This window comes from Aquamicrobium sp. (assembly GCF_023954335.1).
In the GTDB taxonomy this organism is placed as follows: domain Bacteria; phylum Pseudomonadota; class Alphaproteobacteria; order Rhizobiales; family Rhizobiaceae; genus Aerobium.
The window spans coordinates 903,098-915,290 of the sequence record NZ_JAMLIE010000002.1 but is presented as its reverse complement, the minus strand read 5'-3'; the positions used below and the strand labels follow the sequence as shown (position 1 = coordinate 915,290).

Here is a 12,193-nt window from a genome sequence, read left to right as displayed (position 1 = left end):
CATGAACTGGTCGCTCGCCTTCGAACCGCTGCTGTCCCCGCTGCTTCTCGCCGCCGTGCTGCTGCCCGTCGCCGCGCTCGCCGTCGCCGGCCTTGTCTTCCGCCGGCCGGGCGGGCTGATCCGGTTCGCCGCGCTCGTCGCGCTCGCGCTCGCGCTTTTCAACCCCGTCCTGATGGACGAGCAGCGCGAGGCGCTGAAAAGCGTCGTCGCCCTCGTGGTCGACCGCAGCCAGAGCCAGTCGATCGGCGAGCGGACGCAGCAGACCGACGCCGCGCTGGAGGAGGTCAAGGCGCGCCTCGCGCGGTTCCCGCAATTCGACGTGCGCGTGGTCGAGACCGGCCAGGCCGGCGCGGCCGACGAGCGGGTCGAGACCCGCCTGTTCGACGCCGCCGGACAGGCGTTGCGCGACGTGCCGCCCTCGCGCATCGCCGGCACGGTGATGATCACCGACGGGCAGGTGCATGACGCGCCGTCCGCGCCGGGCACGGCCGCCACCGGGCCGCTGCACGTCCTCGTCACCGGCGAGGAAGGCGAGTTCGACCGCCGCATCCGCTTCGAGCGCGCCCCGCGCTTCGGCATCGTCGGCCGCCCCATCGAGCTGACCTATCGCGTCCTCGACACCAGCATGGAGGATGCCGGCGGCCGGCGCGAGATGGTCACGGTGCGCATCCTCGTCAACGGCGAGCAGATCGGCACCGAGCAGGCGCTGGTCGGCGAGGAGACGACGCTGGAGCTGACCGTGCCCAATGCCGGCAAGAACATCGTCGAGCTGTCCATCGACACCGCCCCCGGCGAGCTGACCGACACCAACAACCGCACCATCGCGGTGCTCGACGGCATCCGCGAGAACCTGCGCGTCCTGCTCGTCTCGGGCGAGCCGCATGCCGGCGAGCGCACCTGGCGCAATCTCCTCAAGTCCGACACCTCGGTCGATCTCGTCCACTTCACCATCCTGCGCCCGCCGGAGAAGCAGGACGGCACGCCGATCAACGAATTGTCGCTGATCGCCTTTCCGACGCGCGAGCTGTTCGTGGAGAAGATCGACGATTTCGACCTGATCCTGTTCGACCGCTACCAGCACCGCGACGTGCTGCCGATCCTCTACTACGACTACATCGCCGAATATGTCGAAAAGGGCGGCGCGCTGCTCGTCGCCGCCGGTCCCGAATATGCCGGCGCGATGTCGATCGCCCGCACGCCGCTGATGCCCGCCCTGCCCGGCCTGCCGACGGGCGCGGTGGTCGAGCAGGCCTTCCATCCGCGCCTGACCGAGACGGGGAAACGCCATCCCGTCACCCGCGGGCTCGAAGGCTCCGACGCCGAGCCGCCGCACTGGAGCCGCTGGTTCCGGCTGATCGACGTCGGCGAGCCGTCCGGCGCCGTGGTGATGGAGGGGCCGGACGACAAGCCGCTCCTCATCCTCGACCGCAAGGGCGAGGGCCGCGTCGGCATGCTCTTGTCCGACCAGGGCTGGCTGTGGGCGCGCGGCTTCGAGGGCGGCGGACCGCATGCCGCGCTCTACCGGCGCATGGCCCACTGGCTGATGAAGGAGCCGGAGCTGGAGGAGGAGCGCCTGACCGCCTCCGGCCGCGGCATGACGCTCGACATCGCCCGCCAGACCATGAGCGACGACCCCGGCCGCGCCACCGTCATCACCCCGTCCGGCCGCTCCGTCGAGGTGACGCTGTCGCCCGCCTCGCCCGGTGTGTTCTCCGGCTCGCTGGAGACCGACGAGATCGGCCTCTATCAGGTCGGCAACGGCGATCTGGCAGCGCTCGCCCATGTCGGGCCGGTCAACGCGCCGGAGTTCCAGGATACGGTCTCGTCGACGTCGCTCTTGCAACCGGCCGCTGCCGCCAGCGGCGGCAGCGTGCGGCGGCTGAACGGCGGCTCGGGCGTCTCGGGCGTCTCGCTGCCCGGCATCGTCCCGGTGCGCGCCGCCGGCGACGCCTCGGGCCGCGACTGGATCGGCCTCAGGACCACCGGCGACAGCGTGCTGAAATCGGTCGACCGCACCCCGCTCTTCGCCGGCTTCCTCGGCCTCGCGGCGCTGCTGCTGGCGCTGGGGTCGATGTGGTATCGGGAAGGGAGATGAATGAGTAGTGAGTAGTGAGTAGTGAGTAGTGAGTAGTGAAAGATGGTTGCCATCGCAGGCATCTGTCACGCTCTATTTCTCTACTCACTACTCACTATTCCCTACTCGCTCTTTCCGCATGCACCACATCCCCCACGAACCCCTCCAACGCCCCCGGAACCAGCTCGCAGGCGAGCAGCCGCGCGGGGTCGACCGGGCGGGGCATGGCGAGCTGACCGTAGGGCACGACCTTCGAAAAGCCGAGCGGCGCGTAATAGGGCGCGTCGCCGACGAGGATGGAAAGGCTCCAGCCGTCCTTGCGCGCGGCATCCAACGCCAGCGCGACCAGCCGCCGGCCGATGCCGAGATTCTTGAACGCCGGCCGCACCGCCAGCGGCCCGAGGAGCAGCGCCCGCCCGCCGCCAGCCGCGATCGGCGTCATCCGCACCGAGGCGACCACCGCGCCGTCCACAAGCGCCACGAAGGAGAGGTCGCGCCGGTGCGGCCCGCCCTCGCGGATCGCATAGGCCGCGCGCGAGAACCGGCCGGGGCCGAAGGCCTCGGCGTTGATGTCTTCGATTTCAGGGTCGTGTTCGGCGGCTTCGAGGGCATAGGCCACGTCGGTGGCCATATCGGCAAGGCTCATTGTCGGTCATCCGGGTGCGAAAGCGTGGGAGGGGCCAGGCGGGCACGGGGCCGCGCCGCGCGCGCGAGGGCGCGCCTCAGACCATTCGTCGTCGCTCGAACCGGATTGCGATCAAGACCTGCCCTCCCGCCGGCCACCTTGCCGGCATGGGTTTGTCCGCTAGCATCAAATTCCTGCCGCTGCAATCGCCATTCGTGAACGCCGGTGACGAACTGTTCAGCGACAAGACTGTTTTCCCCTCGCCGCGTCCGACCTAGATCGACGCAAACGATGGAGCGAGAAGATGGGCCTTCTGGTTGACGGTGTCTGGAAGAACGAGTGGTACGACACGGAAAAGAGCGGCGGCCGCTTCGAGCGGTCCGTCTCGCAGTTCCGCGACTGGGTGACGAAGGACGGCGCGCCGGCCGAAGGACGTACGCGCGGCTTCAGGGCCGAGCCGGGCCGCTACCATCTCTACGTCTCGCTCGCCTGCCCGTGGGCGCACCGCACCCTGATCGTGCGCAAGCTGAAGAAGCTGGAGGAGATCATCTCCGTCGACGTCGTCCACCACTATATGGGCGACGACGGCTGGACGTTCCTGAAAGAGGACGGCGCGACCGGCGACAGCCTGTTCGGCAGCGATTTCTTCCACCAGATCTACACCCGCGCCGACCCGGCCTATTCGGGCCGCGTCACCGTGCCGGTCCTGTGGGACAAGCAGGAAGGCACCATCGTCTCCAACGAATCGTCGGAGATCATCCGCATGCTGAACACGGCCTTCGACGAAGGGGGCGACGCCTCCGTCGATCTCTATCCGGCCGGGTTCCACGAGGAGATCGACGCGATCAACGCGCGCATTTATCCCATGATCAACAACGGCGTCTACCGCGCCGGCTTCGCCACGCAGCAGGATGCCTACGAGGAAGCGTTCGACGCGCTGTTCGAGGCGCTGGACGAGGTCGAGGAGAAGCTGTCGAAGAGCCGCTATCTCGTCGGCAGCCGGCTGACGGAGGCGGATATCCGCCTGTTCACGACGCTGGTGCGCTTCGACGCCGTCTATTACGGCCATTTCAAGTGCAATCTGCGCGAGATACGCGACTATCCGAATTTGTGGGCCTATGTCCGCGACATCTACCAGATGCCGGGCGTCGCCGAGACAGTCGACATGCTGCACATCAAGGCGCACTACTATGGCAGCCACACGACGATAAACCCGACGCGGATCGTGCCGAAGGGTCCGGAGCTCGACTTCTCCGCGCCGCACGAGCGCGACAGGTTCGCCGGCTGAGCCCCTACCACTCGCCGGACGGCTCCAGGCCGTCGAATATCTCGGCAAGCCGCCGGCGCGTGCCCTCGGTCGTGCCCTCCGGCAGCGCGTCGAGCGGGAAGAACCCCGCCTCGGCGATCTCCCGGTCGGGCAGCTTGGGCGCGCTCTGCCGGAACCTCTCGACGAGATAGACCGCGACATGGTCGCGCCGGCTGGCGTGGCGGTTGAGATGAACGGATTTCGCGACCGGCGGCCCGGTTATCTCGATATTGCCCTCCTCGGCCAGCTCGCGGGCGAGCGCGACGAGCGCGGTCTCGCCGATCTCCACCCCGCCGCCGGGAAGCTGCCAGCCGGGCACGTAGGTGTGGCGGATGAGGAAGACCGTGCCTGCGGCGCGGTCGTGCACCACGCCGCGCACGCCGAAGGTGATCGGCCGCCGCGCCAGGAACCACAGGTGGAACAGCCGCACCCGCGCCCGCAGCAGCAGGGTCCCGGCGGCCGGCTTCGGGCGCACGCCGCTCATCGTCGCACCCCGCCGCTCTGACAAGGCGCCGCGCGCCGCATGCGGGCGGCCGACTCCCGAAAAAATCCGGGCTGCCCTATCTGCTTGTTTTTGCCGCACTTATGCGGCGCCGGACGATTTCGTCCGGCTGCAAAATGCTCTAAACAGGCTTTATGTTCAGGCTCGCCCATCTTTCCGACATCCATCTCGGCCCCCTGCCCGAGGTCGCCTATCGCGACCTCGTCTCCAAGCGCATCACAGGCTACATCAACTGGCGGCGCAACCGCAGCGCCGATCTCCACGAGGGCGTCATCGACCGCCTCGTCGCCGACCTGAAGGCGGCGCGGCCCGATCATATCGCCGTTACCGGCGACCTGATGAACCTCGCGCTCACCGGTGAGATCGAATTGTCGCGGCTGTGGCTGGAGGCGCTGGGCAGCGGAGAGGACGTCTCGGTCGTGCCGGGAAACCACGACGCCTATGTGCGCGGCGCGCTGGCCAAGGCCTGCAAGGCGTGGAGCGCCTGGATGACGGGCGACGGCGGCGAGCCGGCGCGGCCGGGCGCGTTCCCCTTTGTCAGGGTGCGCGGGCGGGTCGCGCTGATCGGCGTGTCCTCGGCGCGGGCGACCGCGCCGTTCATGGCCAGCGGCTTCTTCGGCGAGGAGCAGGCGCAGCGGCTTTCCCGGGTTCTCGACGAGACGCGCGCGAAGGGGCTTTGCCGCGTGGTGATGATCCATCACCCGCCGGTCCGCGGCGCGGCCGCCGCCCACAAGCGGCTGTTCGGCATCGGCCGGTTCCAGTCGGTGATGCGCCGCCACGGGGCCGAGCTCGTCCTTCACGGGCACACCCACCTGCCGACGACCTACCGCATCGACGGCCGCGACGGCGCGATCCCCGTCGTCGGCGTCGCCGCCGCCGGCCAGGCGCCGCGCGGCAAGCGGCCGGCCGGGCAATACAACCTGTTCGCGATTTCCGGCCAGCCCGGCGCATGGACTATCGAGCTTACCCGGCGCGGCATCTCCGACATCAACGCCGAGGTCCACGACATCGCCACGGAAACGCTCGCCGGCTGACATCGCGCGGCGGAAAAACATCAAAGCGACGTCAGAAGGTCAGGCCCAGCCGCTCCAGCCAGCCGCCGGTGAAGGCGAGCACCGCGGCGACGCCGACCAGCCCGCCGACCAAGATGACCAGCAGGCTGCGCAGGATGGCGGAGACGGAAGCGCCCGCCCCTGCCCGCTCCTCGGGCGCAGGCGGCGGCGCGGGCGCGCGTTCGAGCGCGATCGTGTCGCCCTCCATGGCGCGGCGCCGCTCGATCATGCGCTCGGCGATGTAGCGCGTCACCTGATCGGCCACCGGCTTCATGTCGCTCGATTCGGCCAGTACCACCCGGCCGAGCCGCGTGTCGCGCAGGAAGCGGTAGGTGCGCCGGTCGCGCGCCATGGTGACATGGGCGACCGCATCGATCCACAGGCGCGGCTGAGCACCGGAGGAGATGACGAGGTCGAACCAGTCGTCGTCGTGCGGCACCTCGGCAAAGACAGGCTTCAGCTCGTCGGCCAGCAGCTCGAGCCGCGTGAACTGCGCCTCGCGGATGTCGACCACGACGTCGTCACGGTCGGCTATCGCGTTCTTGACCTCGCGCAGGGTCGCGGCAAGGCGGCCCTCGCCCGTCTCGCTCCGGTTTTCGACAGGTTCGCTCATCGCATCGCCGCCTCTGGCTTCATGGTTAAGCCATTCTTAACATGGGCAGCGGGCAAAATCACGACCCCGGCCGCGCGTCACGCCTTTATCCAGCGATCAGCACTGTCCGGCCCGCCTGACAGTCTGGCGGATCGCCTGGGTCACGGTCCTGCGCGCCTCCTCGAGCAGCATGTGGCCCGCTCCCGGCACGCGCACCAGGGCGAATTGCGCGGGCAGGCCCCGCGACTGGCTGTAGGGCAGCACCGGGTCCTCGGTGCCCCAGAGCACCGTCACCGGCATTTCGAGCGCGGCCAGCGCGTCGCGCGGGATCTCGCCCTGGCGGTCGTCGGCCGATATCTTGGCGGCGATCTCGGCAAGCTTCGCCGCCTGGCCCGGCAGGGAGCGCATCGCCGCGGCGACCGCCACGTTCTTCGTCGGCATCTCGAAGCCGGGCGCGCCCATGTCGTTCAGGCCGGCGCGCAACGCGTCCGCGTCCGGCGCATCGGCGATCGCGCTCAGCCGCCGCCCGCTGATCTCCGGGCCGAAGCCGCCCGGCGCGATGAGCGTCAGCGACGCGACCCTGTCAGGGGCGCGCATCGCCATCAGCGCGGCGACCGCGCCACCCATGGAGAAGCCCGCGACATGCGCCTTGCCGAGGCCGCGGCCGTCGAGGTCGGCGAGGATCGCCTTGGCCGTGCCCGCCGCCGAGCCGGCGGCCGGATGGTGGAGCGACCTGCCGTGGCCCGGCAGGTCGTAGGCGAGCGCGAGCCCGTCACGCGCGAGGTCGGGCTGGATGTCGTTCCAGTCCATGTTGGAACCGCCGAACCCGTGCAGCAGCACGATCGTGCGCGGCCCCGCCCCCTTCGAGCGGGCGTAGAGCCCGTCCGTCATGTCCCGGCGTCGAGCACGCGGTTCGCCGCCGAGACCACGGCTTCGAGCGAGGCGGCGACGATGTTGGTGTTGACGCCGACGCCGAACAGCCGCCCGCCCGGATGCTCGATCTCCATGTAGGAGACGGCGGCCGCGTTCGACCCGCGCTGCAGCGAGTGCTCGGAATAGTCGAGCACCGACATCGGGATGCCGAGATGCCGCGACAGCGCGTCGACGAAGCCGTCGACCGGGCCGGTGCCGGTGCCGGTGATGGTGATCTCCTTGCCGTTGTCGACGATGACCGCCTCGAGGATGCGTCGTCCCTTCTGCTCGGTGTCCGGGAAGGTGTGGTGATCGACGAATTTCAGCCGCGCGCCGGGCTGCTCGACATAGACCTCCTGGAACCGCTCATGGATGCGCCTGGCCGGCACTTCCTTGCCCTCGGCGTCGGTGATGTGCTGGATGTCCTGGCTGAACTCGACCTGCAGGTTGCGCGGCAGGTTCAGCCCGTAATCGGCCTGGAGCACATAGGCGATGCCGCCCTTGCCCGACTGCGAGTTGATGCGGATGATCGCCTCGTAGCTGCGGCCGACGTCCTGCGGGTCGATCGGCAGGTAAGGCACCTCCCACAGCGGCTTGTTGGCGGTCTTGATCGCCTTCATGCCCTTGTTGATCGCATCCTGGTGCGAGCCGGAGAAGGCGGTGTAGACCAACTCGCCGACATAGGGGTGCCGCTCGCCGATCTTCATCTGGTTGGAATATTCGTACACGTCCTTCATGCGGTTGATGTCGGTGCAGTCGAGCATCGGGTCGATGCCCTGCGTGTACATGTTGAGCGCCAGCGTCACCACGTCGACATTGCCGGTGCGCTCGCCATTGCCGAACAGCGTGCCCTCGACGCGGTCGGCGCCGGCCATCAGGGCGAGCTCGGTCGCGGCGATGCCGGTGCCGCGGTCGTTATGCGGATGCAGCGAGATGATCAGGTTGTCGCGGTTATCGAGCTGGCGGCACATCCATTCGATCTGGTCGGCATAGATGTTGGGCGTCGCCATCTCCACCGTCGACGGCAGGTTGACGATCAGCTTGTTGTCAGGCGTCGGCTTGACGATCTCGGCGACGGCATTGCAGATCTCCAGCGCCACCTCGAGCTCGGTGCCGGTGAAGCTCTCCGGCGAATACTGGAAACGATAGCCGCCGCCTGCCTTGGCCGCCATGTCCATGATCATCTTGGCCGCGTCGGTGGCGATCCCCTTGATGCCGGCGACATCCTTGGCGAAGACGACGCGCCGCTGCAATTCGCTGGTCGAGTTGTAGAAATGGATGATCGGCGTCTTGGCGCCCTCCAACGCCTCGAAGGTGCGGGTGATCAGCTCCGGCCGGCACTGGACCAGCACCTGCAGGTCGACGTCGTCCGGCACGTTGCCTTCCTCGACGCACCAGCGCGCGAAGTCGAAATCGGTCTGCGAGGCGGACGGGAAACCGATCTCGATTTCCTTGAAGCCCATGTCGATGAGCAGCTGGAACATCCGCGCCTTGCGGTCGTGGCCCATCGGGTCGATCAGCGCCTGGTTGCCGTCGCGCAGGTCGACCGAGCACCAGATCGGCGCCTTCTCGATGCGCTTGGAAGGCCAGGTGCGGTCCTTGAGGTCGATCAGCGGATAGGGCTGGTACTTGACCGGCGCGTCGGGCATGCCCTTCACGCGCGTTGCGGACTGGATACGGCTCTGTTCGTTCATCGTCTTTTCTCCGGCGCCTGCCCTGGCTCAATGCCACGGAGCACGGCGCGCTTCCATCGTTTTTCCGGGATTTTCGGGCAAGGGGCGTAAAGCCGGCGTCGGCACCATCGACCGCCGGACGCCCCTTCAGCGAGCCCGGCGATCGCCGCTAAGGCCGAGAAGAAGAAGCGTGGAGAAGAGCGCGCGCACGGTCTCGCCCGCGAAAGCGGGGCGGGAGACGAAAGATCTGTCGCGGCGGATGACCATGGGCGCTTGATAAACGATGGCAGGCCGGCTGGCAAGCATCGGCGCGCAACTTCGCCCGGCACCGGCGGCCCTCCCCGCCGTCTGGCAGCCGCTAGACCGGGCGCTTCAGGGGCGCACGGCGTGTTCGCCAGCCCGACAGCTTCTCCATCTGCGCGGCGAGCGAAAGCAGCGTCTCCTCGTCGCCCGGCCGGCCCGCCGCCTGCACGCCGAGCGGCAGGCCGGCGGCGGTGACGTGGACCGGCAGCGCGATGGCCGGCTGGCCGGAGACATTCTGGATCGCCGGCCAGTGGGTGAACCACAGGCTCTTGTCGAGCAGTTCGTCGAAGAAGCGGTCGACGCGCAGCAGCCGGGTCAGGCGCAGCCTGTCCAGCGCCTCCTCGAGGAAGACGTCGATGCCCTTCGGGTCCATCGCCCCGCAGGGAAGCGGCGGATGGGCGATCAGCGGCATCAGCACCGCGTCGAACCGGGCCGTGGCGGCGAGCATGACGCGGCATGCGGCGCGAAGGCGCTCCAGCGTCGCATAGATCTCGCCCGCCGTGACGACGTCGCCGAGGCGGGCGATCAGCCGCGTCGCGCGTTCGAGGTCGCCGCGCATGCCGCGCCCGAGCCGTGTCGCCTCCTGCCGCGTCGAGCCGGCGACGGCGGAGGCGACGCAGCGGGCGAAACCGGCCATGAAGGCGCGGTCGATCATCGGTAGGTCGATCTCCTCGACCTGATGCCCGCCCTCCTTTGCCAGCGAAACGGCCGTGTCGAGCGCGGTGAGCGTCTCGGCCGAGATGTCCATGCCGAGCGGCGAGCCGCGATAGACGCCGATCCTGAGCTTTCCCGGATCGCGGGCCGCCGCCGCCGCGAAGCCTGCGCGGGGCGCCGGCGCGGCGTAGGGCGCGAACGGGTCGGGCCCGTGGGTCAGGTCGAGCAGCAGCGCCGAATCGCGCACGCTGCGGCTGACCGCGTGATCGACCACGAAGCCGTACCAGGATTCGCTTGTCAGCGGCGAAAGCGGCACCCGGCCGCGCGCGGTCTTCAGCCCGACGAGGCCGGTGCAGGCCGACGGCACCCGGATCGAGCCGCCGCCGTCCGAGGCATGCGCGAGCGGCACCACGCCGGCGGCGACCAGCGCCGAAGCGCCGCCCGACGATCCGCCCGAGGTGTGGCCGGTGTTCCACGGGTTGCGCGTGACGCCGAACCGGGCCGATTCCGTCATCAGCCGCAGTCCGTATTCGGGCGTGGTCGAGGTGGCGACCGCGATCAGCCCGGCGGCGCGATGGCGCTCCGTCAGCACGGAATCGAAATCCGGCGTGAAGGGCGGCACGCGGCTGCCGCCATGGGTCGGCACGCCGCTTGCCGCGATGCCGAGGTCCTTGATCGCGAACGGCACGCCGGCGAGCGGCGCGGCGCGGTCGACCGTCCCGGCCTGTCGCCGCGCTTCTTCGTAAAGCTTCTCGGCGACGGCGTTGATGTCGGGATTGACCGCCTCGAGCCGCGCGATCGCCGCCTCGACCAGCTCGCCCGGCGTCACGTCGCCGGCGCGCACCCGCGCGGCGAGCCCCGTCGCGTCCTCCTCCCACAGCAGCGTCTCGACCGACATGCTTCTCCCTCCCCCTCTGGTTCCCCGAGCGAGGCTATCTGCGCGACCCCGCGCCGGCAAGGCGCAGGCCGCCCCGCGACAAGATGCGGCTTGCCGCGGCGCCGAACCAATGCTTCGCTGGCTAAGACGCCAATGGAGGAAACGAGGTGTACGAGCATATTCTCCTGCCGACCGACGGATCGGACGTTGCCGAGAGCGGCATCGTCCATGGCCTTAACCTCGCCTGCAAGCACGGCAGCAAGGTCACGGTGGTGACGGTGACGGAACCGCTCGGCGGGCAGTTCGCCTTCGCCTCCGACCTGTGGTCGCCGAGCGAGGACGAGACCGCCGCGTTCGACGAGGCGCAGGCGCGGATCGCCGCGCGCATCCTTTCCCCGGTCAGGGAGAAGGCCGAGGCGCTCGGCCTTGCGGTGGAGACGCTGCATGTGCCGTGGCGGCGGGTGGCGGGCGCGCTGATCGACGCCGCCTGCGACAGGGGCTGCAGCCTGATCGTCATGTCCTCGCACGGCCGCAGCGGCATGAACCGCATCATGCTCGGCAGCCAGACGGCCGAGGTGCTGGCGACGTCGAGCGTGCCGGTCCTCGTCGTGAAATAGGGCGGAGCCGGCCTCCAGAGCATTTTGCAGTCAAGTGGAATCACTTGACGTCGCATAAATGCGGCTGAAACAAACAGATAGTGTGGCAGCCCGGATTTATCCGGGCGTCCGACGCGCTAGAGGAGGCTCCAGAAGAACCGCGCCGAGACCGACACGCAGAACAGGCCGAAGGCGATCTCGAGCTGGCGCTTGCCGAGCGCGTGCGCCATCCTGACGCCCCACGGCGTCACGACGAGCGCGATGGGGATGATGAGCGCGACCGCCATCCAGTTGACGTAGCCGGTCGAGCCGGCCGGCAGGCCCGGCGCGCCCCAGCCTGCCCAGATGTAGCCCAGCGTGCCGGGGATGGCGATCAGCACGCCGACGCCCGACGAGGTGGCCACCGCCTCGTGCATCGGCCGGCCGTAGAGCGTCATGAAGGTGTTGTTCATGACACCGCCGCCGATGCCCATCAGCGTCGAGAAATAGCCGATCGCCGCGCCGATGACCCCGCGCGCCGGGTTGCCGGGTATCGTGATGCCGATGCGCCAGCTCTCGCGGTTAAACAGGAGCCGCAGGGCGACGACCAGCGTGATGACGGCGAAGATGGTGCGCAGCCCCTCGCTGGTGAGATAGGCCGCGGTCAGCGAGGCGAGCACGACGCCGGCGGGAACCGGGATCAGGAAGCTGCGCAGCAGCTCCATGTCCACCACCCCTCGCGCCCTGTGGCTGGTGAAGGAGCGCAGCGAGGTCGGAATGATGATGGCGAGCGAGGTGCCGACGGCGAGATGCATCCGCACCGCCTCCTCGACCCCGAGCATACCGAGCGCCTGATAGAACACCGGCACCAGCACCGCGCCGCCGCCGATGCCGAACACGCCGGCCATCAGGCCGGACACCACGCCCGAGGCGGCGATGGCGAGCGCGAAGACGGCGATCTCGCCGAGCGGCGCATCCAGTCCGGTCATGAAGGGGAATCTCCGATCGACTCCGACGCTGGCTAAACCTCGGGTCGCCCGATGTAAAC

Annotated in this window: 11 protein-coding genes; 4 read left to right on the top strand and 7 right to left on the bottom strand. The window is 69.1% G+C overall.

Features of this window, described 5'->3' with window-relative positions; translation table 11 throughout:
• Position 1 precedes the first annotated feature (1 nt).
• Positions 2 to 2,095 carry a hypothetical protein gene (locus tag M9945_RS17100; protein WP_367945541.1) on the top strand — a complete coding sequence of 698 codons (2,094 nt, stop codon included), beginning with the start codon at positions 2 to 4 and terminating at the stop codon, positions 2,093 to 2,095.
• 94 nt (positions 2,096 to 2,189) lie between these two features.
• Here M9945_RS17100 and M9945_RS17095 read toward each other — a convergent pair whose 3' ends face one another.
• Positions 2,190 to 2,720: a GNAT family N-acetyltransferase gene (locus M9945_RS17095; RefSeq protein WP_367929524.1), complete on the bottom strand. Its 531-nt coding sequence runs from the start codon at positions 2,718 to 2,720 to the stop codon at positions 2,190 to 2,192.
• Between the two features lie 283 nt (positions 2,721 to 3,003).
• Here M9945_RS17095 and M9945_RS17090 point away from each other — a divergent pair, with 283 nt between their 5' ends.
• The gene (locus M9945_RS17090; RefSeq protein WP_367945540.1) at positions 3,004 to 3,987 is read left to right on the top strand and encodes a glutathione S-transferase family protein; all 984 of its coding nucleotides are present in this window, start codon (positions 3,004 to 3,006) and stop codon (positions 3,985 to 3,987) included.
• 4 nt (positions 3,988 to 3,991) lie between these two features.
• On the opposite strand, the gene M9945_RS17085 is transcribed toward M9945_RS17090, so the two are convergent.
• Positions 3,992 to 4,489 (bottom strand): NUDIX domain-containing protein, encoded by a 498-nt coding sequence (locus M9945_RS17085; RefSeq protein WP_367945539.1) that lies wholly within the window; start codon positions 4,487 to 4,489, stop codon positions 3,992 to 3,994.
• Positions 4,490 to 4,641: 152 nt separating this feature from the next.
• On the opposite strand from M9945_RS17085, the gene M9945_RS17080 reads away from it, so the two are divergent.
• A complete protein-coding gene (locus M9945_RS17080) occupies positions 4,642 to 5,541 on the top strand; it encodes a metallophosphoesterase (RefSeq protein ID WP_367945538.1) in 900 nt (299 codons plus the stop codon).
• 31 nt (positions 5,542 to 5,572) lie between these two features.
• Here the strand turns inward: M9945_RS17080 and M9945_RS17075 are convergent, their stop codons facing one another.
• From M9945_RS17075 to M9945_RS17060, 4 genes are all read right to left on the bottom strand, one after another.
• Positions 5,573 to 6,172 carry a hypothetical protein gene (locus M9945_RS17075; RefSeq protein ID WP_367945537.1) on the bottom strand — a complete coding sequence of 200 codons (600 nt, stop codon included), beginning with the start codon at positions 6,170 to 6,172 and terminating at the stop codon, positions 5,573 to 5,575.
• Positions 6,173 to 6,268: 96 nt separating this feature from the next.
• Positions 6,269 to 7,042, bottom strand: a complete 774-nt coding sequence (locus M9945_RS17070; RefSeq protein ID WP_367929519.1) for an alpha/beta fold hydrolase — start codon at positions 7,040 to 7,042, stop codon at positions 6,269 to 6,271.
• Positions 7,039 to 8,712, bottom strand: coding sequence for a 2-isopropylmalate synthase (gene leuA / locus M9945_RS17065; protein ID WP_367945605.1), 1,674 nt, complete (start codon positions 8,710 to 8,712; stop codon positions 7,039 to 7,041). Before leuA ends, M9945_RS17070 begins: the two co-directional genes overlap by 4 nt.
• Before the next feature lie 382 nt (positions 8,713 to 9,094).
• Positions 9,095 to 10,591 carry an amidase gene (locus M9945_RS17060; RefSeq protein WP_367945536.1) on the bottom strand — a complete coding sequence of 499 codons (1,497 nt, stop codon included), beginning with the start codon at positions 10,589 to 10,591 and terminating at the stop codon, positions 9,095 to 9,097.
• 146 nt (positions 10,592 to 10,737) lie between these two features.
• Between M9945_RS17060 and M9945_RS17055 the strand changes: the two genes are divergently transcribed.
• Entirely contained in the window at positions 10,738 to 11,187 is a 450-nt protein-coding gene (locus tag M9945_RS17055) for a universal stress protein (RefSeq protein WP_367929517.1), read from the top strand.
• Between the two features lie 116 nt (positions 11,188 to 11,303).
• On the opposite strand, the gene M9945_RS17050 is transcribed toward M9945_RS17055, so the two are convergent.
• Complete coding sequence (locus M9945_RS17050) at positions 11,304 to 12,134, bottom strand: sulfite exporter TauE/SafE family protein (protein WP_367945535.1); 831 nt, start codon at positions 12,132 to 12,134, stop codon at positions 11,304 to 11,306.
• Positions 12,135 to 12,193: the final 59 nt, after the last annotated feature.

What these genes read in the sequence shown, in the direction of transcription:
- M9945_RS17100 (WP_367945541.1), top strand. Translation starts at nt 2, where the DNA reads ATGAACTGGTCGCTCGCCTTCGAACCGCTGCTGTCCCCGCTGCTTCTC.
- M9945_RS17095 (WP_367929524.1), bottom strand. Translation starts at nt 2,720, where the DNA reads ATGAGCCTTGCCGATATGGCCACCGACGTGGCCTATGCCCTCGAAGCC.
- M9945_RS17090 (WP_367945540.1), top strand. Translation starts at nt 3,004, where the DNA reads ATGGGCCTTCTGGTTGACGGTGTCTGGAAGAACGAGTGGTACGACACG.
- M9945_RS17085 (WP_367945539.1), bottom strand. Translation starts at nt 4,489, where the DNA reads ATGAGCGGCGTGCGCCCGAAGCCGGCCGCCGGGACCCTGCTGCTGCGG.
- M9945_RS17080 (WP_367945538.1), top strand. Translation starts at nt 4,642, where the DNA reads ATGTTCAGGCTCGCCCATCTTTCCGACATCCATCTCGGCCCCCTGCCC.
- M9945_RS17075 (WP_367945537.1), bottom strand. Translation starts at nt 6,172, where the DNA reads ATGAGCGAACCTGTCGAAAACCGGAGCGAGACGGGCGAGGGCCGCCTT.
- M9945_RS17070 (WP_367929519.1), bottom strand. Translation starts at nt 7,042, where the DNA reads ATGACGGACGGGCTCTACGCCCGCTCGAAGGGGGCGGGGCCGCGCACG.
- leuA (WP_367945605.1), bottom strand. Translation starts at nt 8,712, where the DNA reads ATGCCCGACGCGCCGGTCAAGTACCAGCCCTATCCGCTGATCGACCTC.
- M9945_RS17060 (WP_367945536.1), bottom strand. Translation starts at nt 10,591, where the DNA reads ATGTCGGTCGAGACGCTGCTGTGGGAGGAGGACGCGACGGGGCTCGCC.
- M9945_RS17050 (WP_367945535.1), bottom strand. Translation starts at nt 12,134, where the DNA reads ATGACCGGACTGGATGCGCCGCTCGGCGAGATCGCCGTCTTCGCGCTC.